This window comes from Vibrio sp. A1-1 (assembly GCF_021728175.1).
Taxonomy (GTDB): Bacteria; Pseudomonadota; Gammaproteobacteria; order Enterobacterales; family Vibrionaceae; genus Vibrio; species Vibrio diabolicus.
Genome location: NZ_JAKKCL010000007.1, coordinates 153,120 through 178,520 on the forward strand (window position 1 = coordinate 153,120; position 25,401 = coordinate 178,520).

General features: G+C 44.0%; 23 protein-coding genes and 1 pseudogene. 19 read left to right on the forward strand and 5 right to left on the reverse strand.

Going from position 1 to position 25,401, the window contains the following annotated elements; all coding sequences use genetic code 11:
* Nucleotides 1-19: 19 nt before the first annotated feature.
* Nucleotides 20-925, reverse strand: a complete 906-nt coding sequence (locus L3V30_RS12475) for a DUF808 domain-containing protein (protein ID WP_005392495.1) — start codon at nt 923-925, stop codon at nt 20-22.
* A gap of 172 nt (nt 926-1,097) precedes the next feature.
* Here L3V30_RS12475 and L3V30_RS12480 point away from each other — a divergent pair, with 172 nt between their 5' ends.
* Nucleotides 1,098-2,015 (forward strand): M14 family metallocarboxypeptidase, encoded by a 918-nt coding sequence (locus L3V30_RS12480; protein WP_225461261.1) that lies wholly within the window; start codon nt 1,098-1,100, stop codon nt 2,013-2,015.
* Here L3V30_RS12480 and L3V30_RS12485 read toward each other — a convergent pair.
* On the reverse strand, nt 2,010-2,798 hold the full coding sequence (locus L3V30_RS12485) for a helix-turn-helix transcriptional regulator (RefSeq protein WP_048625321.1): 789 nt from the start codon (nt 2,796-2,798) through the stop codon (nt 2,010-2,012). The two genes, L3V30_RS12480 and L3V30_RS12485, sit on opposite strands and share 6 nt — an antisense overlap.
* Before the next feature lie 98 nt (nt 2,799-2,896).
* Here L3V30_RS12485 and L3V30_RS12490 point away from each other — a divergent pair, with 98 nt between their 5' ends.
* The 3 genes and pseudogenes from L3V30_RS12490 to L3V30_RS12500 all read left to right on the forward strand — a co-directional run bounded on the left by L3V30_RS12490 (nt 2,897) and on the right by L3V30_RS12500 (nt 4,850).
* Nucleotides 2,897-3,802: a DMT family transporter gene (locus L3V30_RS12490; RefSeq protein WP_074189861.1), complete on the forward strand. Its 906-nt coding sequence runs from the start codon at nt 2,897-2,899 to the stop codon at nt 3,800-3,802.
* Nucleotides 3,803-3,947: 145 nt separating this feature from the next.
* Nucleotides 3,948-4,433, forward strand: a pseudogene (locus L3V30_RS12495) (acyl-CoA thioesterase).
* A 171-nt stretch (nt 4,434-4,604) separates the two neighbouring features.
* Nucleotides 4,605-4,850, forward strand: a complete 246-nt coding sequence (locus L3V30_RS12500) for a hypothetical protein (RefSeq protein WP_005375277.1) — start codon at nt 4,605-4,607, stop codon at nt 4,848-4,850.
* A 362-nt stretch (nt 4,851-5,212) separates the two neighbouring features.
* Here the strand turns inward: L3V30_RS12500 and malG are convergent, their stop codons facing one another.
* The 3 genes from malG to malE all read right to left on the reverse strand — a co-directional run bounded on the left by malG (nt 5,213) and on the right by malE (nt 8,948).
* Nucleotides 5,213-6,103 (reverse strand): maltose ABC transporter permease MalG, encoded by an 891-nt coding sequence (gene malG / locus L3V30_RS12505; protein WP_005375275.1) that lies wholly within the window; start codon nt 6,101-6,103, stop codon nt 5,213-5,215.
* A 12-nt stretch (nt 6,104-6,115) separates the two neighbouring features.
* A complete protein-coding gene (gene malF, locus L3V30_RS12510) occupies nt 6,116-7,690 on the reverse strand; it encodes a maltose ABC transporter permease MalF (protein ID WP_031780258.1) in 1,575 nt (524 codons plus the stop codon).
* A 79-nt stretch (nt 7,691-7,769) separates the two neighbouring features.
* Complete coding sequence (gene malE / locus L3V30_RS12515) at nt 7,770-8,948, reverse strand: maltose/maltodextrin ABC transporter substrate-binding protein MalE (RefSeq protein ID WP_005375272.1); 1,179 nt, start codon at nt 8,946-8,948, stop codon at nt 7,770-7,772.
* Between the two features lie 672 nt (nt 8,949-9,620).
* On the opposite strand from malE, the gene malK reads away from it, so the two are divergent.
* From malK to L3V30_RS12590, 15 genes are all read left to right on the forward strand, one after another.
* Nucleotides 9,621-10,739, forward strand: a complete 1,119-nt coding sequence (gene malK, locus L3V30_RS12520; protein WP_005375271.1) for a maltose/maltodextrin ABC transporter ATP-binding protein MalK — start codon at nt 9,621-9,623, stop codon at nt 10,737-10,739.
* A gap of 423 nt (nt 10,740-11,162) precedes the next feature.
* Nucleotides 11,163-12,563 carry an undecaprenyl-phosphate glucose phosphotransferase gene (locus tag L3V30_RS12525; protein WP_005392488.1) on the forward strand — a complete coding sequence of 467 codons (1,401 nt, stop codon included), beginning with the start codon at nt 11,163-11,165 and terminating at the stop codon, nt 12,561-12,563.
* 10 nt (nt 12,564-12,573) lie between these two features.
* Entirely contained in the window at nt 12,574-13,779 is a 1,206-nt protein-coding gene (locus L3V30_RS12530; protein WP_237309031.1) for an outer membrane beta-barrel protein, read from the forward strand.
* Between the two features lie 33 nt (nt 13,780-13,812).
* Nucleotides 13,813-14,325, forward strand: coding sequence for a polysaccharide biosynthesis/export family protein (locus L3V30_RS12535; RefSeq protein WP_031780257.1), 513 nt, complete (start codon nt 13,813-13,815; stop codon nt 14,323-14,325).
* 15 nt (nt 14,326-14,340) lie between these two features.
* Nucleotides 14,341-16,521: a polysaccharide biosynthesis tyrosine autokinase gene (locus L3V30_RS12540; protein ID WP_237309032.1), complete on the forward strand. Its 2,181-nt coding sequence runs from the start codon at nt 14,341-14,343 to the stop codon at nt 16,519-16,521.
* Entirely contained in the window at nt 16,499-17,308 is an 810-nt protein-coding gene (locus L3V30_RS12545) for a putative capsular polysaccharide synthesis family protein (protein ID WP_176319697.1), read from the forward strand. The genes L3V30_RS12540 and L3V30_RS12545 overlap by 23 nt, the downstream gene beginning before the upstream one ends.
* Nucleotides 17,309-17,310: 2 nt before the next feature.
* Entirely contained in the window at nt 17,311-18,363 is a 1,053-nt protein-coding gene (locus L3V30_RS12550) for a glycosyltransferase (protein ID WP_237309033.1), read from the forward strand.
* Nucleotides 18,329-19,582, forward strand: a complete 1,254-nt coding sequence (locus tag L3V30_RS12555; protein WP_237309034.1) for an O-antigen ligase family protein — start codon at nt 18,329-18,331, stop codon at nt 19,580-19,582. Before L3V30_RS12550 ends, L3V30_RS12555 begins: the two co-directional genes overlap by 35 nt.
* A gap of 15 nt (nt 19,583-19,597) precedes the next feature.
* Nucleotides 19,598-20,431, forward strand: coding sequence for a putative capsular polysaccharide synthesis family protein (locus tag L3V30_RS12560; RefSeq protein ID WP_225461266.1), 834 nt, complete (start codon nt 19,598-19,600; stop codon nt 20,429-20,431).
* On the forward strand, nt 20,428-21,459 hold the full coding sequence (locus L3V30_RS12565; protein WP_225461267.1) for a glycosyltransferase family 4 protein: 1,032 nt from the start codon (nt 20,428-20,430) through the stop codon (nt 21,457-21,459). Before L3V30_RS12560 ends, L3V30_RS12565 begins: the two co-directional genes overlap by 4 nt.
* Nucleotides 21,460-21,467: 8 nt before the next feature.
* Nucleotides 21,468-22,775: an oligosaccharide flippase family protein gene (locus tag L3V30_RS12570; RefSeq protein ID WP_225461268.1), complete on the forward strand. Its 1,308-nt coding sequence runs from the start codon at nt 21,468-21,470 to the stop codon at nt 22,773-22,775.
* A 2-nt stretch (nt 22,776-22,777) separates the two neighbouring features.
* Nucleotides 22,778-23,176: a VanZ family protein gene (locus tag L3V30_RS12575; protein WP_225461269.1), complete on the forward strand. Its 399-nt coding sequence runs from the start codon at nt 22,778-22,780 to the stop codon at nt 23,174-23,176.
* A gap of 64 nt (nt 23,177-23,240) precedes the next feature.
* Entirely contained in the window at nt 23,241-23,561 is a 321-nt protein-coding gene (yqfB, locus tag L3V30_RS12580) for a N(4)-acetylcytidine aminohydrolase (RefSeq protein ID WP_047008452.1), read from the forward strand.
* Nucleotides 23,562-23,611: 50 nt separating this feature from the next.
* Complete coding sequence (locus L3V30_RS12585; RefSeq protein ID WP_193447367.1) at nt 23,612-24,211, forward strand: TetR/AcrR family transcriptional regulator; 600 nt, start codon at nt 23,612-23,614, stop codon at nt 24,209-24,211.
* Between the two features lie 149 nt (nt 24,212-24,360).
* Nucleotides 24,361-25,395, forward strand: a complete 1,035-nt coding sequence (locus L3V30_RS12590) for an NADP-dependent oxidoreductase (RefSeq protein WP_065645713.1) — start codon at nt 24,361-24,363, stop codon at nt 25,393-25,395.
* Nucleotides 25,396-25,401 lie beyond the last annotated feature (6 nt).

Genomic DNA, 25,401 nt, shown 5'->3' on the forward strand with positions numbered 1-25,401 from the left:
TTGCTTTGGGCTGTGATTACTAGTGGCCGCGAATTTTTTCTACAGCAGCCCACACAGCAACCACAATCAACCCCGCCACAAAGCCGATAATGCCGTTAAGCAAAATAGGCAGAATCGCTGTAGCAACCGAATGACCACTAAAGTTCATAATAATCGGCTCTACAAAGTGATGAATGGCAGGTACGTTGTGCACTACAATCCCCCCGCCGACTAAAAACATCGCGGCAGTTCCCACAATCGTTAACAACTTCATCAGCTTTGGTGCAAAAGCAACTAAAGCACTGCCGACTTTCGCCATCCAGCCCTTACCTTTTGAGCGAATTTCAAGGTAGAAGCCCAAGTCATCCAATTTCACGATGCCTGCTACTAAGCCATAAACACCAATGGTCATGATGACTGCAATTAAGCTCACCACTAAGATTTGCGTCACAAGGCTCGCCCCAGTCACGGTACCCAACGCAATCACAATGATTTCCGCTGAAAGAATAAAGTCCGTTCGAATCGCACCAGCAACTTTGCGTTTTTCATACTCTTCTATCGACTCGCCAGTATTAACTAACTCTTCTTTTTCTTCGTGCGGATGCGAGTGAGGGAACACTTTCTCAAGCACCTTTTCTGCCCCTTCAAAGCAGAGAAACAAGCCGCCAATTAGCAATAATGGCATGATAAGCCATGGAATAATCGCGCTAATTAGCAATGCTGAAGGAACTAAAATCAATTTGTTTTTGAAGGAGCCTTTCGCAACCGCCCAAACCACTGGAATTTCTCGCTCAGATGCAACACCAGACACTTGTTGAGCGTTTAACGCTAGGTCATCACCCAACACACCAGCGGTTTTCTTTGCCGCCATTTTCGACATTAAGGCGACATCGTCGAGTACCGTGGCAATATCATCCAACAGTGTGAGTAAACTTGCTCCAGCCATTTTTTGTCTCTTATATGAAATTGAGTAAGTAACAAAATGTAACACCAATAAACCACTCATCAAAGTGATGATTTTGCAAAGAATACTATCCCAAATGGTGTTTTATATTGCCGTTAAGATAAGACAGGTCTAGTCTTGTGATACCTTTCAGCAGTCAAAAGAAAAAGTATAGATGAAAAGTGGATACATTTACCCAATCGGTACCCCTGGCCAACCTTGGAGCGAAGAAGAACGTAAAGCTTGGTTAGCAACGCAAGAAGTAAAACGTAGCTACCAAGATGAAGTCGTCAGTAAAATCGATGCCCTACGCGAGCGTTTTGATGTTGAACAATACGGTGCGCTCTCATACAACGAGGCACGTTTCCCTCTGTTTTGTATCAAAACTCGCAACTGGGATTCAACGAAGCCTGTTGTTTTGGTCACAGGCGGCGTACACGGTTATGAAACCAGCGGTGTACATGGCGCTTTAAAGTTTGTAGAAACAGAAGCAGAGCGCTACGCAGAGCATTTCAATATTGTCGTTGCACCTTGCGTGAGCCCTTGGGGTTACGAGGTGATCAACCGCTGGAATCCAAACGCGATTGATCCAAACCGCTCTTTCTATGAAGACAGCCCTGCCGAAGAGTCCGCTAACCTCATGAAGCTCGTTGCAACTTTAGGCGATGTGTTAATGCACATTGATCTACATGAAACGACAGACTCCGATGAAACAGAGTTCCGTCCTGCGCTTGCCGCTCGTGATGGCATTGAGTACATCGAGGGCATGATCCCAGACGGTTTTTACACAGTTGGAGATAGTGAAAACCCTCAACCCGAGTTTCAAAAAGCGGTGATTGAATCGGTTGCGAAAGTGACTCACATTGCACCTGCAGATGAAAATGGCGAAATCATTGGTTCACCAGTCGTACAGTTTGGCGTTATCAACTACCCAATGGTGAAGCTGGGTCTGTGTGGCGGCGTAACAAATTGCGTTTACGGCACGACAACGGAAGTGTACCCAGACAGCCCAACAGTGACCGACGAAGAGTGCAACGATGCGCAAGTTGCAGCCGTGGTCGGTGGTCTGAATTACGTTCTGGCTCAGTTATAATAAGCGGTTCTTATATTGCTCCGGTGTCATACCGGAGTATTTCTTGAACATCGCGATAAAAGGGCTGGCTTGGTTATAACCTAACGTTAGCGCGACTTCTTTCACGGTCTGCCCTTTACGCAGCAACTCCATAGAATGCAAATAGCGTACACGTAAACGCCACTCAGTAAAGCTCATGCCCAACTCACTCTGACAGTGTCTCGCCAACGTGCGTTCTGTGGTATGCACTTTTTCCGCCCACTCCGCCAAACTGATCTCATCCGTCGGCGATTCTTCTACTGCTTTTAAGATCGGTTCAAGATACTTGTTATCGGTCGTTGGCAAAAAGTGGTGTTCCACTTCTTGCTTTGCGAGCTGGTCCAATAACACCTGGACCAAGCGCTTGTCTTCATCACTTTGCGCCACGTTAATGTCTCGTTGGCGAAAGTCCTCAATAATGGACGACACGATTGGAGTCACTTTGATCAGACTCGTTTTGGTAGGAAAGTGCGCCGTCAATTCAGGGGCAATGTTCAAAGAACAATATTCGATAGGTTTACGGTTGTAACTAGTATGACGGATTCCAGCAGGAACCCAAATTGCAAGATGCGGAGGCGCTAGAAATCTTGTATCTTCTGCATCCATCTCTAGGATCCCACCGCTGATCAGCTGCACTTGCCCCCAAGGATGGCTATGAATTCGCGTTTCTGTATTAGAGAGAAAGGCTTCAAAATTCATAAATACATCCGATGGTGCGCGGTCGATTGATAATGAGGGATGAAGATTTCTGGCGCTCTTTTTCAAAATTGTCTTCCTATCGCTTACGATGTCTTTTAAGAGATACTTTTTATTATAAAGACCTGCCAGACTAGCGTCATCAATAATTGTGCTATAGGGTTCTCATGATTTATTTACTTCCGTTTTTCACCGTTATGATTTGGGGTGGTAACTCAATTGTGAATAAGATGGCAGCAAGCGCCATTGAACCAAGTGCGATGAGTTTCTATCGTTGGTTTGTCGCAATGGTACTTCTAACTCCATTTTGTCTGCCTGCGATCATCAAACAACGACACATTATTCGACCTTACTTAACTAAGCTGGCATTTCTTGCGTTACTTGGCATGGTGCTCAACCAATCACTTGGCTACTACGCTGGTTTAACGACAACGGCTTCCAACATGGCACTGATTACCTCTTTGGTTCCTTTGATCAGTGTGTTTTTAAGTGTTCCTCTGTTAGGCAAGTCTGTATCAATGTTAAGTATCGTCGGTGGTGTGATTTCGCTCGGCGGCTTGGCGTTTATGCTTGGTCATGGTGATATCACCTACTTTTTACATCAAGACATGACCCAAGGTGATAGCCTTATGCTGATTGCAGCCATGGTATACGCGGCTTATTGCGTGCTGCTAAAACGCTGGAAGATGCCTTTCAGTAGTTTGACTCTGGTTTACATGCAAGGCTTCTTCTCGGTTGTGATGCTTACACCACTTTGGCTCTCTAGTGAACAACTGTTACCAAGCCAAGACGCGCTACCATTAATCGCCTATGCTGGCATTGCGGCTTCCATTTTTGCGCCGTTAATGTGGGTGAAAGCGATCGATTCAATTGGCGCTGATTCAAGTGCCATGTTCATGAACTTAATGCCCGTGGTTTCTGTCGTACTTGCTTCAACGTTGATTGGTGAGAAAATTTACGCTTACCACATTATTGGTGGGCTGTTAGTCATCTCTGGCGTTATCCTGTCGCAAATAAAAATACGACACAGAAAGCCATTGCCCAATTCTGAGATTGCCTCCACCGCCAATTAATCCCAGTTCCCCAAGCCACAGAACTACGCTGTGGCTTTTTGTTTTCAGCGTTCGAATAAAAGTTAATATTTTGTTTCATTCTCTATTCCCGAAAATTCATCTTGCTGCTAAATTGGGAAAACAATAACCCATCAAGGAAAGACAGATGAGCAGTGGTCAAAGAGACATTACCCTTCGCTTTTTAGCAGAACCCAGTGACGTCAATTTCGGCGGAAAAGTGCACGGCGGCGCCGTAATGAAATGGATCGACTTAGCAGCCTACGCCTGCTCTGCAGCGTGGAGTGGCAAGTATTGCATTACTGCATACGCAGGTGGTATTCGTTTTGTTGCGCCGATTCATGTCGGCAACTTAGTCTAAGTTAGCGCGAAAGTCATTTATACCGGACGAAGCTCAATGCACATCGCGATTGACGTGCAAGCCAGTGACCCAAAGCAAATGAAAAACAGACTCACCACCCACTGTATCGTTATTATGGTTGCTGTGGATGAAAACGGAAAACCAACCGACGTACCGAAATGGGTTCCAGAATCTGATGAAGATAAAGCCTTGGAACAATCCGCTATCCGCCTTATGAACATGCGCAAAGAAATCGGGGAAGAGATGGAAGCGCACGTAAAGTATCTCAAGTAACCTACATCCGTTAAGAACGCTATTGACTACCTCAACGTTACTTATAACCAGAGTGTGGAGCAACATCATGGTTTTGCCATTTGCTTCACACTCGGCCTCCTCTGTCATAAATCCTTCACCTAGCTTTGCTTAAATCCTTCCACTATTTTGGAGTTGGATAGAGTTTGGATCTTGAGACTAAAAGAAACGACCTTAAGTGAAGAGACGTTGACCAATTTAAAAGCGGTCGAGTACCAGTGGGTAAGAACCATGTACGTCGAGGGGTATAACGAAACAGAAATTAACCATTACATTCAAACCTGCTTTGGCGGTGATGTCACCTTTGCAAATTTATTTCGTCGCGTCGCACTACAGCAAGAAAGCTTATACACGCTGCTTCAATACGTTGGATGTGCCCCCTCCAGTCGAGAGTTTTAATCCTTACCTACCTCAATTTTACTGATACCTGAACTCAGGTTATTTATGTGAAGTGCTACGCAGGGCATTCTCCTAGCCCTGTGTAATCCATTGCAAAGCAGCTAATCTTTATCCGCTTATTGAACAACTGTATTTAACAGGTATAAAAAAACCTGAGTCAAAACTCAGGTTATGGTTACAAAAACTGTTAGTGATTGAATCGTAAGGAACTAAGCTAACAGCCAGCTATGCGTAACGCCAATAAAAGCCAAGATATTACTGATCGGCGGCCAAACCAAAATTGTAATATCCGTGCTACGTATAAGGGCGACCATGTGGTCGCCCTTTTCTAGTTATTCTTATCAATCTCAGACCACAAGAGATTATCCTTTCACACCACCAGCGGTTAGACCACCAACCAACCAGCGTTGAGCAAGTAAGAATACGGCAGTGATTGGCACTGCTGAAAGTACAGCAGCTGCTGCAAAGTCACCCCACAAGTAGTTTTGTGGATATAGGTATTGCTGCATACCCACTGCAAGTGTGTACGAGTCTACATCAGAAAGTAGTAGTGATGCTACAGGAACTTCACCAATTACCATGATGAACGACAAGATGAATACTACCGCTAGGATTGGCACAGACAATGGAAGCAATACCAAACGGAATGCTTGCCATGGTGTCGCACCATCCAGTGCCGCCGCTTCTTCTAACGAAGAGTCAATACTTTCGAAGTAGCCTTTAATCGTCCAAACGTGCAGGGCGATACCACCTAAATAAGCGAAGATCAGGCCGCCGTGCGTGTTCAAACCAAGGAAAGGAATGTACTGACCCAATTTGTCGAACAACGCGTATAGGGCAACCAATGCCAATACCGCAGGGAACATTTGGAAGATCATCATCGCTTTTAGGATAGTGTTCTTACCTTTGAACTTCATACGAGCAAACGCATAAGCTGATGTGGTTGATAGCGCCACGATTAGGATTGCAGAAATACCACCCACTTTTACTGAGTTCCACAGCCATGTCATGACTGGGAATGGTGGCGGTGTAACTGTACCGTCTGGGTTAGTCACCGAGAAACCTAATGCCAATTTCCAGTGATCAAGCGTTGGATTGTCTGGGATCAGGCTACCCGTTGCAAAGTTACCTTCACGGAATGAAATCGCGATGATCATCAGTAAAGGGAAAATAATCAGTGCCAAGAATGCCCACATCGCAATATGAGTAGCCCAAACACGATACTTTAATGACTTACCTTGTACCATTGCCATTGTAATCTCTCCTTAGTCCTGAGCTACTTTAGTTACGCGTAGGTTGATAAGTGCCAATGCGCCAACCAATAGGAAGATAAGTGTTGCTACTGCACTTGCTAGACCGAAGTCTTGACCGCCCGCACCTTCGAATGCGATTCGGTAGGTGTAACTTACCAATAGGTCAGTGTAACCCGCAGGTTCTGACGTACCAATCATGTTTGGACCACCGCCTGTCAACAACTGGATAAGCACGAAGTTGTTGAAGTTGAAGGCAAAGCTTGCAATCAACAGCGGTGTTAACGGCTTCAACATCATTGGTAGCGTGATACGAGTAAAGTTAGTAATAAAGTTCGCACCATCAATTGCTGACGCTTCATATAAATCATCAGGAATCGCTTTTAGTAGACCCATACATAGAATCATCATGTAAGGGAAACCAAGCCACGTGTTCACAATCAGAATCATGGTTTTCGCCATGAATGGGTCTGAGAACCAAGCTGGGCTAATACCGAACAAACCTTCCAGAAGCATGTTGATCTCACCAAAGCTTTGGTTAAACAAACCTTTAAAGATCAAGATAGAAATAAACGCCGGTACCGCATAAGGCAGAATCAGTAAGAGTCGGTAAACCGAGCGGCCTTTTAATGCTTCCCACTGAACAACACTTGCTAGAACAAGACCAATCACAAGCGTAAATAGTACGGTGAGTGCCGAGAACACAATCGTCCAGATAAAGATACTGATAAACGGCTCTTTGATGCCATCATCTTTCCACACACGCTCAAAGTTGTGTGTGCCAATATTCACCACAAAGCCAGGAGACACTGTGCTACCAACAAACTGACCGTTTTCATCGACAGGTTGGTAGTAACCTACTTCCATATTTGGACGTAACGTCTCTTCAGTACGGTTGTTGTAAAGCGTTTCGCCGTCTTCTTGCAGCGTGTACAAAGGCACAACTGCCGCAAACTTACGTAACCCGCTCATGCGGATGTCTTCACCGCTCGGCAGATGCAAATCAACACTGCTCAACGTATTACGGCTCTTAACAATCGTCTTGATTGATTCTTTCTCGCCCGTTGCTTCTTCAATTGGCGATAGGTCAAGATCCGATGCTGAAAGGCTATCTAGCTGAAAAGTGGGCGTAGCAAGTAGCTCACCATCTTTTTCAACCACAAGCTGATGTCCTTGATCCGTTTTATATAAAGTGAACGGGTAGCTATCACCACTTTGATAAGTTCTGTCCAAAAGTACGCTCTGCGCACGATCAAAAGAGAGTTGGTTTTTCGCGCTGTAGTTGGTAAACGCCAAACCTATGGTGTACGCCAGAGGGAAAAGAATGAAAAGGATCATCCCTGCGATACCAGGGTAGATGTAACGGTGTGCGTACGTCTTTTTACTACCAAAGATGAACAACGCTAAAGCGGTAAGAATGATCGTAAGTAGTGCAAACGCAATCTCACCGCGTGAATACATAAGGATTGTTGCGTAGCCATTGATAATGCCGACTGTGCCTAAAAGTGACCATTTCATGAACACTTTTTTGCTGCTCGGAAGGCTGGCTTCTGGTGCTGTCATAGCATTTGTACCTTGAACTGACTGCATAGGGAACCTGCTAGCGAATATAGAATAAATATAGAAAAGTAAGGAGGAGTTGCCCCCTCCTTAAAAAGGTCTTACTTAATTATTTAGTCATTTGTTTTTCTGCGTCTGCCAATGCTGCATCGACAGTTTGACGACCATCAACTACGTTGATGATTGCGTTCTTAGCCGCGCCCCAGAATGCGTTCATTTGAGGAATGTTTGGCATAATTTCGCCATTCATCGCGTTGTCCATTGTCGCAGCGATACGAGTATCTGAATCTAGTTCACGTTGGAACGAGTTAAGCGCTACCGCACCTAGAGGCTTATCGTTGTTAACCATACGTAGGCCGTCGTTTGTTAGTAGGTAGTTCTCAATGAATTCAACCGCTAGGTCTTTGTTTGGAGACGCAGTGCTGATACCAGCCGTTAAAACACCAACGAATGGCTTAGAAGATTGACCTTGGAACTTAGGTAGCGTAGTCACGCCGTAGTTAACGCCAGACTTCTCGATGTTGCCCCAAGACCATGGACCGTTGATCGTCATCGCTGTTTTGCCTTGGTTGAATGCAGACTCAGATACTGAGTAGTCCATATCTGCAGAGATTACGCCTTTGTCTACCAAGCCTTTGACGAAGCTCATTGCGTCTTTAACGCCTTCTTTCGCGATACCAGCGTCTTTAACATCGTAACCTTCAGAAGTGTATTTGAACGCGTAGCCGCCATCAGCAGCCATTAGTGGCCAAGTGAAGTACGGTTCTTTTAGGTTCCACATGATTGCAGACTTGCCGTCTTTTTTAAGTTTTGCATCTAGCGCTGCAACTTCTTCCCAAGACTTTGGTGGGTTTGGAACTAGGTCTTTGTTGTAGATTAGAGATAGAGACTCAACCGCAACTGGGTAGCCGATCAATTTGCCGTCGTAACGTACTGCATCCCAAGCGAAATCAACAATACCTTCTTGAATGTTCTTAGAAGGTTTAATTTCTGCTAGCAGGCCAGCTTCTGCGTAACCACCGAAACGGTCGTGAGCCCAGAATACGATGTCAGGACCGTCACCAGTCGCTGCAGTTTGAGGGAATTTGTCTTGAAGGCCATCTGGGTGAGCCACTGTCACTTTAATGCCAGTGTCTTCTTCGAATTTTTTACCAACTTCAGCAAGGCCGTTGTAACCTTTGTCGCCGTTGATCCAGATAGTAAGTTGTCCTTCTTCGATGGCAGCATTAGCACCAAAAGAACCCAAAGCAACAAGAGTACCTAGTGCTACAGCGCTTAACTTTTTCATGTTCGTATCCTTTTTATATTTTTGATGTAGGGCTAGTCCATTGAGGTTCAGCCGTATTTCGACATATATCATCTGAAATAATCCAATATGTCTCATCCTCCTAATCCCTACGCCCTTACAATTATGACGTATTTTCGTGATCTAAATCGCCAAGGGTAAGAGACTCAAATCACAAAACGGATACTTCCTGTGATCGGTTTCAACTTTAGGTGGTGCAATAATGTGATTTCCGACCAACTGCTTTATTCCTCCTCCTTTTTTACTCCTCCCTACCTACTCCCCCTACAATTATTTCTATTAGGAGGATGTCGCACCTCGCACAATCTTACAAACTTCAGTCATCCAAGAGTGGATGGTAAGAACCCTTTCCCAGCAGTGCCTACGTATTAGGAAAAAGATTTGCTGGTTTTGCATTGCCAGACGAGTGGAATGTCATTATTGGTGTTGTTTGTGGTAATTATTTCACGGGGGAGACAACACGAATAATGTGGGGGAGAGAAACTCGTACTTGGCTATGATGGGTAGCACTTCTATTCAGGACATTTTATTGAAGTGCTACCCTACTTTTCTTACCAACCGCAATAACTTACCGATTCCTACTGTTACTGCTCGCTAGATAATTCATATAATGATGAGCGGTGAATAATAAAAAATTGATCGAGGACGAGCTACATGGCGAGTGTCACGTTAAAAAATGTTTGTAAAGCGTATGGCGACGTACTGATTTCTAAGAACGTAGACCTAACAATCAACGAAGGTGAATTTGTTGTTTTCGTAGGTCCATCAGGTTGTGGTAAATCTACCCTTTTACGTTGTATTGCCGGTCTTGAAGACATTACTTCAGGTGATTTGTATATTGGTGACCAGCGCATGAATGACGTCGAACCATCCAAACGTGGTGTTGGTATGGTATTCCAGTCTTACGCTCTTTACCCACACCTTAACTTATATGACAACATGTCATTTGGCTTAAAATTAGCAAAAGCAGACAAAGCAGAAATCGACAAACGTGTTGAACAGGCTGCAGAAATTCTACAACTGGGTCACTTACTTGAACGCCAACCAAAAGCGCTTTCAGGTGGTCAGCGTCAACGTGTGGCTATCGGTCGAACACTGGTATCGCAACCTAATGTATTCCTTCTAGATGAACCACTATCAAACTTGGATGCCGCACTGCGTGTAAACATGCGTGCGCAAATCACGAAGCTACAACGTCAACTTGGTTGTACCATGATCTACGTAACACACGATCAGGTGGAAGCAATGACAATGGCAGATAAAATCGTTGTACTAGACGGCGGTTATGTATCGCAAGTTGGTAAGCCACTTGAACTTTACCATTACCCACAAAACCGCTTTGTAGCAGGCTTTATCGGTTCTCCGAAAATGAACTTCATGAGCGTATTCATTGATGAAGTAGAAGCAGAGCGCGTCAAAGTTCAACTATCTAATGGCGTATCTTTCTGGATTCCAGTGGATGGCACAACGGTTAACCGTGGCGATCGCATGTCTTTAGGCATTCGCCCTGAGCACCTATTATCCGCTTCTGAAGCTGATGCAAGCATTCACGGTGAAGTGATGATTGTAGAGAAGCTAGGTAATGAAACTCAAGTATACCTAAACCTAGAAGGCGCAGACGCAGACGTTATTTTCCGTCAGCCTGACACGCTCGCAGTCGATACCGGCGATAAAATCGAGATTGGTATTCCAGCACACCGTTGTCACCTGTTCCACAGTGATGGTCGTGCATGCCGCCGCCTATACAAAGAAAACGGCGTAGAAGTCGAATAATTCTTTCGTCCTGATTCACAATAAATCCCTCTCACTTGAGAGGGATTTTTTTATCCTAATAAATATAAGTAATTCGATACTAAATCATTAATCGTTAACCCATAAGATCACCCGTTTCTTCTACCTTTACATAAACCATTGTCTTTGTACTGATACTTCATTTTTAATACTTTTCCTCATCCCTCATGAGTAAGTACCAGCTTTTTCCTAACCCGCCAAACTTAGCCAAAGGTCTAAATTTCATTCTTATTTCCACTTACCTCAACAACGCAAATTTTTACACTTATCAACGAAATTACACGTGACAAAAAACTTAGAAGCATTCAACAGAATGCTCTGTTCACCAACTACTAATAACGCTCACGACACGGCAATTGGGGGAGACACCCAAGGGCGGTAGCGTGTAAGAAGGGAAACTGAGTCATGAAACAAAAAGGACTTATCCGCTCTCACGAGATGGAGTTCGCTTTTTTATATCGCATCTCAGATCTTGCTGTCATCGTCTCTTTTATGCTGCTTTTAGTGTTCAAAGACATGAATACTGCGATGGGGAAAGATTACGTCATACTGGCTTTTGTTGGAGGCATCTCCTTTCTATTTATGGCAGAAAGCGGCAATCTGTACCGCTCTTGGCGAACCAGTTCGTTTAAAGAGCAGATGATTATTGTCTGTGTGGCCTGGGCAGTTACTTCCGCGCTTATCTTTATTGTTCTGTATTTTTCGGAAGTCTATGACTTATTTGATAACACTATTCTGGCATTGTGGTTTGCGATTACGCCCGCTCTACTTTTGGCATGGCGAGTGACATTCCGTACCGGATTAGCCTATTTAAGAAAAAAAGGATTCAACACTCGTACTGCAATAATCATCGGCCAAACTCCTCACGGCATTACCCTTGCTAACGAAATTCAAAACCACACTGAACACGGTGTGCTTTTTGATGGCTTTTACGATGAGCGTTCTTCCGACAGATTGCCAAATTCTGCTTACCCTATTAAAGGGGCAGTTGACCACGCTCTTGAGCGAGCCAAGAAAGGGGAAGTGGATTACGTCTATATCGCAATGCCAATGCACGCAAAAGAACGTATTGCATCGCTTCTTAACCAATTCTCAGACACCACCGCAAATACGTATCTGATTCCTGACTTCTTTACCTATAACCTTTTGCATTCTCGTTGGGCGCAAATCGGCCAAGTTCAAACGCTCAGCGTATTTGATACGCCATTTGCTGGAATTTCTTCCTGGGTAAAACGGTTTGAAGACATCTTGTTTTCGAGCATTATTTTAGCCTTGATCTCTCCAGTCCTGCTCACCATTGCGATTGGCATTAAGCTGACCTCTAAAGGTCCGGTCATTTTTAAACAGCATCGTTACGGCCTCGATGGACGCAAGATTGAAGTATGGAAATTCCGTTCAATGACCACTATGGATCAAGGCCCTCACGTGAAACAGGCGACAAAGAACGACCCACGCATTACGCCTTTTGGTGGTTTTTTGCGTCGCACCTCTTTGGATGAACTGCCTCAATTTATCAATGTACTGCAAGGGACCATGTCTATTGTTGGTCCACGCCCTCATGCCGTGGCGCACAATGAAGAGTATCGCCAGATTGTTGACCGATACATGCTACGTCACAAAGTAAAACCAGGCATTACTGGCTGGGCGCAAATTAATGGCTATCGCGGCGAAACAGACACCTTAGAAAAAATGGAAAAGAGAGTCGAATTTGATTTGGATTACATCCACCACTGGTCGGTTTGGATGGACATCAAAATCATCTTCATGACCGTTTTCAAAGGGTTCACTGGTGCTAACGCTTACTAAGGTTGAGATTATGAAGAAACTGACAATGGCAATAGCATTGAGTCTGTTTTCAACTGGCTTACTCGCAGAACCGATGGCTTACCAAACTGAGTCTGGCATTGAGTTTATTCCCCTCGTAAGAACTTTCTACGAGGGCGATGACAACATCAACAAAGCGGAGGAATCCGGCAATGTAGAATCGGTCAATATTTGGGGTATAGAGCCAAGCTTATTAGCACGTATAGAAAGGAATCGCTATCGCGCAGATATTTTATACAAGTTGAAAGCAGGTTTTTCATCCGATGACCGCAACGACTTCGACGATCATACCTTTCAGTTTTCCAACTTTTTTGAGTTCAATCATCGTCATCGTTTAGTGGTTGATTACCGTTTTCGCGCCCAGCATGAAGTTCGAGGAGAAGATATTACCGAAGGTAATGGTAGCGCAATCGACTCACCAATAGAGTTCAACCGTAACGATGTAAAAACCAATTATGTCTTTGGCTCTAACGGTGCAAAAGGCAGACTCGAATTCGGTTTAGGCTACAGTGATAAAACCTATCAAAACTACCGTGACGGCTTCCCTGGGCGCACAAACGCTAAAACAAAATACAACGATTTTCGAGCCCCCAATGCACACTTGGAATTCTATTTAAGGGCGACGCCAAGAACCTATTGGTTGGTTGGGACAAAACAAATAGTAACCGACTATCAGCACCGAAATTCTTCGCAACCATCCAAAGATAATAGCACCAGTTTCTATTACACCGGTGCCGAATGGGAAGTCACAGGAAAAACCAAAGGCATCGCTCGACTCGGTTATCAAATCAAAGATTTTGACAGCGCTCACCGAGAGACATTTAAAGGATTTAGTTGGGATATCGGCTTTGAATGGCTGCCTCAAGAACAAACTCTAGTCAGCGTGAAAACCACTCAATCGGCAGTTAACCCAGATCAAGATGGCGATTACAACCTACAAACTCGTTATCGACTGAACCTCAAGCACGATTGGAATAGTTACCTTGCAACTCGCTTAGGTGCTATTTATCAACAAGATGACTATACGGGGATCACCAGAAACGACGATCGCTACACCCTATCTTTTGGTATCGATTATCAAATTAAACGCTGGATACAGCTGCAAGCCGACTGGCAATACCAAGATAAAACCTCTAACCGACCAGGTTATAGCTTCGAACAGAACATTTGGACTTTAAGCGCACAGTTTTCTCTGTAAAAAGGATTATTAATGAAGGCATTCATCACATTCATGAGTGTAGCGTTGTTGCTATTTAGCACTTTGGTCAACGCTGACTCAAACGAGGAAGATTACTTACTCGACACGGGCGATACCATTTCCGTGCAGGTCTACGGTGAAGAAGATCTTACGATTAAAAATATTCTAATAACGTCAGATGGCTATTTTGATTACCCCTACCTTGGCCGAATCAAAGCAATCAAAAAAACACCGAAACAACTCAAGTACGAAATAGAAACGGGCTTAAAAGGCGATTATCTCATCAACCCAAAAGTGATGGTCACCATCAATAACTTTCGTCTGTTTTATGTCAATGGCGAAGTCAGGAAACCAGGTGGATTTGAATATCGACCAGGATTAACTATCGAAAAGGCCATCGCTTTAGCTGGTGGCTTGACCGACCGAGCCTCACGCAAAGGCATTAACCTCACCAAACATAAAACGGGTCAAACGATAGAGGGTGTCAGTATGCACCGCAACGTTGAGCCTGGTGACATTGTATTTATCGACCAGAGCTTCTTTTAAGTGACAGGGAATCAAATGAACGGGACTCATCCAAATAATCTCCAGATGAACAAAGTAGAACTGATTCGTTTTGGTCATCACTTTAAAGCGATTAAAAAGAATTGGCTAAGCATCGCAGCTTTCACGCTTCTGTTTTCATTAACTTGTACTTGGTATATCTACTCCAAAGCATCGATATACCAAGCTACAGCAACGCTACTCATCCAAGAAGAACAAAAAAGCGCCCTTTCAATCGAGGAAGTATATGGCGTCGACACGACAAAAAAAGAGTACTTTCAAACGCAAATCGCTATTTTAAAATCGAATCATATCGCAGATAAGGTCATTAGAGAGTTGAACCTTACTCAATTACCTGAATTCACAAGCTCAGGGGGGTTAAATAAAAAAATCGACCAAATAAAGTCGATCCCTTTTGTCCAAGACCTACTGAATGTGGCGCCAAGCCCAAAAGAAACTGCCCAGTTTGCAGAGTCCTATTATCAAGCGCTTCAAGCTTTCAGAAGTAAACTCGATATTGAGCCAGTACGTAACACCCAATTAGTCAGAATTCGCTTTCGTTCTACCGATCCTAAGCTTGCTACAACAATCGCCAACGCGGTCGGCCAAGCCTACATTGACGCAAATTTTGAAGCCAAATTGGTCGTTACACAAAATGCGGCTACTTGGTTGACAAATAACTCACAAAAATTGGAGGAGCGATTACGTAACTCTGAGCAAGCGCTGCAAGAGTTCTTGTTAAAAGAAGGGTTGATCGATATAAACGGTATTGATGAAATTTACGCCAATGAGCTAGAGGAACTCACTCGCAAGCTAAATGTCGCTGTTAATAAGCGCATTGAAGCGCAGACGTTAATCCAACTGTTAAGACGTAAATCTTCACAAAGTTTAGACAGCTTACTGTCAATTGATGAATTCGCTAATCAAGCGCAGATCCGCGACCTCAAATTATCGGAAGCACAGGCAGCCAAAAATCTCTCTGAACTGGCACAGCGCTACGGCCCCAAGCATGACCGAATGATTCAGGCAAAAGCGCAGCTTGCTGAAATTCAAGCAAGAACCCAGCAACTCATTCGTGACATTTCCTTCAGCAAGCAACAAGACCTTCTTGCTGCAAAGGCGCAAGAGGACATGCTTCGAGCAGAACTCGATAACAAAAAGTCTGACTTCCAATCGTTAGGGTCACAAAAAGCGCGTTATGAACAGTTAAAACGCGAGGTTGAATCCAATAAGGCACTCTATGAAGCGTTCTTAAATCGTGAGAAAGAGACCAACGCCACCAGCGACTACAAAAATGTCACTGCGCGTTTTACTGACAAAGCCATCATCCCTCTATTTCCGGTAGCACCGCAACGAATCAAACTGGTACTGATTGCCACCTTTTTTGGCTTTGCCATTGCTTGCGCTCTGATCATCATCTTAGAAACGATGCGAGAAGTTATCCGAAGCACAGCCGATGTGCAGGAAAAACTTGGTGTTACGTGTTTAGGTGTGATTCCTATGGTCAAAAAACGCAATTTGCGTAAAAACGGCGTCAGTTATACCGCGTATTTAGATGATGAAGAAAAGCTATTTAGTGAAGCTTGCCGCTCCGTCAGAACCTCGCTTCTGCTCAGACTAACCAACACGAAGCAAAAGATATTGCCCTTTACTTCTGCCATTCCAGAAGAAGGAAAAACATCGACCAGTATCAATATGGCGGTGTCGTTTTCAAAAATGGAAAAGGTATTGATCATCGACTGCGATTTACGCCGACCTTCCATCGCAAAACGGTTTGGTATTGCTGAATCAAGCCCAGGCTTAACGCATATCCTGACTATGGATACGCCAATCAAAGATTGTGTTACACATATAGAAGAAGCCAACTTAGATGTATTACCGGCAGGCCTAATTCCGCCAAACCCACAGGAACTGCTAGCTTCTGAACGCTTTAAAAAGTTGCTCGAACATTTTCAAAATAAGTATGACCGGATCATTATCGATACACCGCCCCTACTGTCAGTGAGTGATGCACTTATTCTTGGTCAGTATGCCAATGGTCTGATTACCGTCATTCGCTCAGAATCGACAAAATCATCACTGGTTAACCTTGCGTTATCTAAACAAATACAACACTCAGTTCCATCTCTTGGCGTCTTAATCACACAAGCCAAGACTAAGGAAGGAGAAACGCTTTATGTCCAGAAATACGCCTACTAACTCAAACGCATCTTGGTACCAAACGTTGAAAAGCCAAGAACAACCGGTATTGATCTATCAAATGGGCAAAGTAGGTTCGAGTGCATTAGAACATTCCATTCCTAACTCGATTCACTTGCACGACCTTATGACTGTCGATGCGCAAAAACAGATATCCCCTGTTAGAGCGCAATTGCATAAACCTCAGATCAATGCGTTAAAGCGACGACTCAAGCGCATAGCGATGAGCCGTATGTTAAAGCACAAGAAAAAAGTTCGAATTATCTCACTGGTGCGTGAACCGATCGGACGAAATATTTCAATGTTCTTTCAAGCACTTCCGTTTTGGATGGCGGACAAATACCTAAAAGATGATAGCGCAATCCGTACCGAACGTCCGCAGTTACTCCAAGAGGCATTTGATAAGCACATGAATCATCAATATGCGCTGCAGTGGTTTGACAACGAAATCAAACAACTAACAGGGATTGATGTGTTTAACGAACCTTTTAATCACGAAGTAGGCTATCAGACATACCATAACAATAACTTTTCACTGTTGGTCATTCGAAGTGACAAGCTAAAGCAGGCTAACTCCGCAGTCGAAGGCTTTTTAGGTTACCCCGTGGATGTCGTTTATGAAAACCAGTCAGACAACAAATGGTACTCGCCACTAATGAAAGAATTCAAAACGCAATTTCAACCTACACCCGAGTACGTTGAAGAAATGCTGAATTCTAAATTGACGAAGCACTTTTTCTCAAATGCAGAAATCACCGACCTTAAACAGCAATATCTGACCAATTAATCATGAAAACCAAGATTCTACATATTATTAATGATCTTTCTCAGAACGGCGGTGCTCAGAAGTTCTTAGTCGACCTTGTTTTAGAACATAAGCCTGAATACGAAATCAAAATTTTGGTCTTATGTGATGAAAATGATTACTTACCAACGCTATCCGCCCAAGGGATAGAGTGTTTTAACTGGCGCACTTTGTCATTGAGTGAGAAATACTGTTTGCTGCGTTGGCCGCATGTCGTTCACGGGCACCTCTACCCTTCCATTTATCTAGCGCTATTGGCGGTAGGTAAAAAACGAATCCAGACTGAGCACTGTTCTTACAACCGTCGACGTGACTATCCGCTGTTTAAGTTCATGGAGTACGTCTTATATTGGGGCCACGACTTGACGGTCAGTATTAGTGAAAAAGTACAAGATGAACTGGTGAAGTTCATGCCTCGCTACCAGCATAAATATCGCGTGGTGCACAATGGCGTTGATTTAAAAAGGTTTCCTATGATGCCGAAGTGCGCCAGCCACCTAATCGACAAACCAGTCATCAAGATTGGCATGGTAGGCCGACTTCACCAACATAAAGATCATGAAACGCTTATCCAAGCACTTGTCCATTTACCGAGACGATACGAGCTCCATCTTGCTGGAGATGGCGAAAAAAAATCGTCACTGCAAGCGTTGGCAACAAAGCTCAACGTCACGCAACGTGTTCACTTTCATGGGGTAGTTTCTGATGTTCCAGCGTTTTTGAACGACATGGACATTTACGTGCAATCATCGCATGTCGAAGGCTTTGGCTTGGCGGCGGTTGAGGCCATGGCAGCTGGCTTACCCGTATTATCATCGGACGTACCCGGTTTGGATGACGTCACCGGACGTGCCGAATATTTATTTCAGGTTGGTAACTCAAATGAGCTGAGCCAGAAAGTGCTCCAGCTGTGTGAAAGTGTTGAGCGGTATGACGCTGCAAGTCAATACTCAGTCAATAGGGCCTCTCTCTACACCATCGATAAATTTCGTGAAGGTTACTATGGAATCTACCAGCAGCTTTGCACCAACAAATAGCTCCGCGCCATCGAGCCATCGAGCCTCATTGCTTGCAGCATGCCTATTAGCATTGTTCTTTATTCCTATGAAGTTTCGTGCTGGAGGAATAGCACTAGCACCATCAGACATCGCAAGCCTTTTGTCCATTGGTTTTACTGCATTAGTGGTATTGGAAGGAAAAGCTGAAAAACTCATGCATCCCTGTATGGGGTTCCTTGTACTGTTCACTGGATATGTGTTCTTAAATGGCCTGCTAAATCGCGTCCCCTTAATGCCGCTAGTTATAGAAACCGTGCAATGGCTGGCAATTCTCTGCTTGCTTAGCCTAATGTACGCCTATGGCGTGTTTGATGATGAATGGGTAATGGTTTATTTCACTTATCTGCTGTTTTTCATCTGTACGCTCGTTGCCTTATGGCACTTTGCTCAAGGCTATCAAAGCGGGTTTAAGTTACTCGGGGTAAGTAAATACGGGTTCGGTGTACTTTGCTCATTACTGTACCTTTATCGGGATAAAATTCGCGCTTTCCACCTTTTGATGCTCGTTGCTTTGGTATTACTGGTGTTGTCGCAAGAAAGAAAAGCACTACTTGGTTTTTGTCTGCTTTTCTTCTTTGACCAGCTGCTCGTAAAAAACCTGATGAGAAAATCACTTAATGAAACGTATACGTGGACCATTTTATTGGCCTTAAGCTTTATGGTGTTCACTGCCGTCGCAACTACACTCTATGTTGGGTTTGAAACGTTAGCAGACACATTGGAAATAACCCAAGAAGACGTCTTATTTGCCAACCAAAGTGAAGCTCGCTGGGTGTCGAACCTTCATAGAAAACTCTTACTTGCCAATGGGCTAGATATTTTACTTCAACACCCGGTGTTAGGTGTCGGCGCGAAAATGTTACCCAACTTTATGATCAGTTACTTTAACTATGATGAGCTGGCGATCTACACCCACAACTTTGTGTTAGATACCGCAATTGAATACGGGTTGCTCGGTATCGCCCTATTATTTGGTGGTTATTTTCTTTTTATTCGCTTTTGCTTCCGTAGTCTCAATGACAACAGGAAAAGCCTCTTACTCGCGATATACGCCCTCATCATGGTGTTCTTCGTTGCGGTAAATACCACCATCATTTTAATACTCTTATTACCCGTCATGATAAGCATGAGCCGCGAGTCAAAGGTCAACACCATTGCTCATACTTTTCCGGTAAACCATCACCACGAATTTGAATAATCAAGGATAGGATAGATGAAGTATTCAATCTCTCGACAATTTGAAAAGAACCGAGAACTCCAAGCTGACAATTTTGTTTTAGTTTACCAAATGGGCAAAGTTGGCTCATCGTCAATTGAGCACACGCTGGGAGAAAGAAATATCCCAAGCTATCACATCCACACCTTTGATGATCACGAAGAATTTCACATGTATCACAATAAAAAAGACGTGAGTAAATTTTTCGATTTCAAAAACCGTGCGCTCTATCGCTTAGTGCTCAAGCAACGAAAACGTATCTTACAAAAACGCGAACAGATCAAAATCGTCACACTGGTCCGTGATCCAATCGCAACTGTCTTTTCTCGTTTCTTTCAAGACCTCCATTTGCAATTTATCGAAGGCAAAAAGAATGATGCAATTCACCGAGATATGGCAGTCACGTATCAGCACCTCGAACATTGTTTCGATAACTATATCAATCTCAACTATTTTGCGAACTGGTTCGACAACGAGTTAAAACGTAACTTCAATATCGATGTGATGCGTCAAGAACTGGACAACACTCAACCTTTCTTCACATTCAAGAACGAGCAAGCCAACGTCATGCTAATCAAATGCGAAAAGCTCAGCTCTCTCGATAAAGAAATTGGTGAGTTTCTCGGGCTGCAAGACTTCGTGCTGAAAAACAGCAACGAAGCGAAAAACAAGTGGTACTCCAATATCCACCAGCACTTTAAGCATCACTACGACTTTTCAAAGCTGTTCTATATGTACGATCTTCCCTTATATCGCCACGTTTATTCAGAACAAGAACGTGATGCTTTCAAGCATAAATGGATGCAGACATTAGGAACAAAATCATCATGAAAAAAGTGCTCCATATTACAGAAGCCTTCGGAGGTGGCGTTCAAACCGCCCTCTATAGTTATGCTCACTCCTCTCGAGACGAACCCTATCAACATTTCTTGCTAGCCAGAGCTCGAGAAAACGACTTAACCAATGAGAACAACCATCATATTTTCACACAGACCAAATGGGTGGAAGGCGGCTTACTTCAATTTGTTCGCGATGCAAACCACATGATTGCATCACTTGCGCCTGACGTTGTGCATTTGCACTCGAGTAAAGCGGGATTTCTCGGGCGATTTCTAAAACTTGGCAAGGCACGCTTGGTTTACACTCCGCACTGTTATGCTTTCGAACGTGAAGATATCTCAGAGCTTGCACGCCAGATCTATAGAGCGCTAGAGAAAGTAAAACTGAGCAAAATTGATGTGGTGGCAGGCTGTAGCCAACGAGAATGTGACCTAGCGATTAGCATTGGTGCGAAACGTGCCGAGCTGCTCAACAACTACGTCTCTTATCAAAGTGAAGAGCGTTTATTACGAAACAGACAAGAAGCGCTGCGACTTGTTGTGCTTGGTCGTGTCGCGCCCCAAAAGGATCCGCAATTTCTCATCGACACATTGCAACACCTTAATCGACATGCGCTTAACCGCCCATTAGATATCACATGGATAGGTGGCGGTGACCACACACTTGAACAAAAATTGCGTACAGAAAATGTGGATGTGACTGGCATGTTACCTCGTGATGAGGTGGTTAAAAAGCTCAAGGGTTCAGACCTTTACTTACATACTGCAGCATGGGAAGGGATGCCGTTAACTATTCTAGAAGCAGCCAAATTACATCTTCCTATGGTGATTCGAACTATCGGCGCGACCAAAGATCTCAACTACCCATTTTTAGCGCTAACACCTGAAGAAATGGCCAAGCAGATAGCACACTGTGTCAATTATTATGATGAAATTGATTTTTGCCAATATACAACAGCGTTAAACGACGCCTTCAGTGAAGAAAAACAGCGCCTCGCACTCAATAATATTTACGGTTAAATGCCTCTATGTTTCACACTATTCAACAAAAATTACTGTTGATGCCCAGCGGTAAAAAAAGCTTGCTATCTACTGGATTGAAAACCGCAATCACGCGTGTGTTGAGTGCGCTATTTGCTTTTTTACTGACACTGATTGTATCAAAGACCAGTGACGCTTCGACTTCCGGTCAATTTTTCTTTTTATTCAACCTAGTCTCACTACTCGCGATCGTTTCTCAGCTAGGTTTTGATGTCTCATTAGTTCGCTACAATGCGATCGCCTTTAACAACAAAGAGACACTTCAACAAAGCCACAACTATAAAACGGCACTTTATCGAAGTATGGCGTTTTGCTTGCTAGCCATGGCCGTTTTGTTGGTAGGATTTAATCTGTTTCCTGAACAGCTAAACCAGACCCAATCGCCAATGCATGCGATTACTTTAGGCTTGTTCTGCATACCGTTTTTGGTGCTTGCACAGACCAACAGTCGTGTGCTTCAAGCATGTAGAAAGGTCGTGTCATCACTGTTTGCTTTACAGCTTGGCGTGAGTATGTTGATGGTCTTTTTTGTCTTTGGCTTGGACTATATCGGTCAGCAAAATATCAACAATCTGATGACCGCACTGCTTCTGGCGAGTGTGGGCGTCGCGGTAATATCCAGTGTTAATTGGCTAGGTTCAGGTCAGTATCAGACATCAGCTTTCGTACCAAACAAAAAAATGGTCGCTTCTGCCAAGCAAGTCTGGATTGGCAGTATCTTCACGAACGTCCTTCAATGGGGAAGCCTTGTCATTGCGGGCTTTTTTATCTCAACAGCGGAACTCGGTTTATTAGCCGCAGCTCAACGTACATCACTGCTGATTGGCTTTGTGCTGATTACCATTAACTTTGTGGTCGCTCCTATGTTTGCCTCTCTCTACAAAGAACGTCAAATGATCAAACTGCAAAGCCTTAGCCGTTTAGCTTGCCGAGCCAACGTTGGTTTGGCCATTGTGCCCGTGATTATTTGCACTCTATTCCCAGAGTTTGTGATGCAGTTTTTTGGTGAAGAGTTTCTTGCTGCTGCGCCACTGTTAGTCGTCCTGTCTTTAGGGCAGTTAGTCAATGTTGCGACTGGCTCTGTAGGATTTTTATTACTCATGAGCGGTCACGAAAGAACCATGAAATACATTACAATTTCCTCCGGCACAATTTCTATCTGCTTGCTCATTGCGCTTTGCCAAACGTTCGGTGTTATTGGTGCAGCATGGGCGATGGCAATTGGCATGGCAATTCAGAATCTAGCAGCGTTGTACTTTGTAAAACGTTACTTAGGCTTCTTTCCAATAGGTTAATTATGGTTTCAATACTGACACGGATAAGTTTTGTTTTCGTTCTGACGCTTACGGCTTCACTCTCTTTGTGGAAAAGCTCTGACTTACACCATGCCACTTACCTGAAAATGGAAACCTACTTAGGTGGATCGAGTACGCTTCACTTTACTTTCAGTTTATTGATCGGCTTTTTATCGGTCTTCACCTTCCCCTCTTTGGTAAGCTCAAGTAAAGCCGACGTCTTTGGCATCCGCCTTTTGCTACTGCTGTTGGCTATCGTTTCAATGGAAGAAATAAGTCAACTTTTTATTCCAAGTCGCTCGTTTAGTTTTGATGATCTCAGCACCAACTGGATAGGCATTATCTCGGGTTACTTTAGTGCCAAGTTGATTCGCGTCCTACGCACTCGCTCGTTCTCTTGAAATAAGCACCTCAAGGTTATTTGGGTATATAATTACGCCAAACAATCAGACTAACGAGTACATCATGTCATCCCACCCAACCAAGATTACCTTTTTTGAATTCTTAACCCCGTTGATCACATCAGGCAAAAAAACGATTACGATTCGAGATGAATCAGAAAGCCACTACGTTCCAAATACAGAAGTCGAAGTTTTTACCTTAGAAACGGATCGTAAAGTCTGCGATATCAAAATACGCTCTGTAGAACCACTCAACTTTGAAGATATCAATGAGTTCCACGCCGAACAAGAAGCGATCGAACTGCCAAAACTCAAGCAGTTAATTCGAGAAATCTACCCAAACACCGACACGCTATTTGTGATTGAGTACGAGCTAATCAAATAACCCACAACAAAAACTAGACGACTGGTCTAATTCATTCTATAGTACGCTTCATGAACGCAAAGACGAACGACACACGCCAACATATTCTCGACGTCGGATACGAGTTAATCGTAAACCGAGGGTTTACGATTGTTGGCCTTTCAGAGCTTTTAAAAAAGGCCGCGGTGCCGAAAGGCTCGTTTTATCATTACTTCAAATCCAAAGAACAATTTGGTGAAGCGATGATTCAAGACTACTTTACTAAGTATTTTGAGCGTTTAAACGCACGCTTTACCAACACCGATCTGAATGGCTACCAACGCCTAATGAGCTACTTTGAAGAAATGGTCAAAGTAGAAGACGACGTATGTAATGCGAACAAATGTTTGTTGGTCAAGTTAAGTGCAGAAGTCTCCGATCTCTCAGAGTCCATGCGCCTAGCGTTACGCCAAGGTGCTGACAAAACCATTCAAGCAATGGCGGATTGCATTGACGTAGGCATTCAAGATGGCTCTATCCCAAATGGTGACAGTGCTTTATTGGCAAGGCAGATATACTACCTTTGGAACGGCGCAAGCTTGCTGAACAAACTGTATCAAGATCAGGCAGCATTAACGCAAAGTCTGACCTATACTCAACATCTACTGCAAAACACGCGAACTTGCCCATAGTAGGTAGCGTAAAAGTAAGATGAACACCCTACATGTGTTTCACAGTTGGTAATAACTCCTGTGATAGCACAATACACCTTCCCGCTCTATGAGCGGGATATTTTGAAATCAAAACTAGACGACCGGTCTAATCAATAAGTGAGATAAATATGACTAACGCAACAAATCGCAGAATCGTACTCGCGTCACGTCCCCACGGTGCACCAACAAAAGAAAACTTTCGTCTAGAAGAAGTGGCGAAACCGACTCCTCAAGATGGTGAGATGCTACTGAGAACCGTTTATTTATCTCTCGACCCATACATGCGCGGTCGCATGAGCGATGCCGAGTCATACGCCGATCCCGTTGCGGTTGATGACGTAATGATCGCTGGCACAGTTTGTCAGGTAGAAGCATCGAACCACCCAGATTATGAAGCGGGTGAATGGGTTCTTGCATACACTGTTGGCTGGCAAGACTACGCGCTCTCAACTGGTGAGATGGTGATTAAACTTGGCAAAGAACCACAAAACCCATCATACGCTCTAGGTGTTGCTGGCATGCCAGGTTTTACCGCGTATATGGGCTTGCTCGATATCGGTCAGCCAAAACCAGGTGAAACCATTGTGGTAGCGGCCGCGACGGGCCCTGTGGGCGCGACTGTTGGTCAAATTGGCAAAATCAAAGGTTGCCGAGTTGTTGGTATTGCAGGCGGAGAAGAAAAGTGTCGTTACGCCAAAGAAGTCCTTGGCTTCGATGAATGTATTGATCACAAAGCTGACGACTTTGCAGAACAGTTGAAAAACGCCTGTGATCAAGGTATCGATGTTTACTTCGAAAACGTAGGTGGCAAAGTATTCGAAGCTGTAATGCCACTTCTGAATACCAGCGCACGTATCCCACTTTGTGGTTTGATTTCTCAGTACAACGCAACAGAACTGCCTGAAGGTACCGACCATCTTCCATTATTAATGGGTAAGCTGCTGACTAAACGAATCAAGGTGCAAGGCTTCATCATTTTTGATGACTACGGACATCGTTACGGTGAATTTGCGCAAGATATTAATCAATGGTTGGCAGAAGGAAAGATCCAATACCGTGAACATCTAGTACAAGGACTGGAGAATGCACCAGAAGCATTTATCGGTCTGTTGGAAGGTAAGAACTTCGGCAAGCTTGTAGTACAGATTAACGACCCATTATAAGGAAGG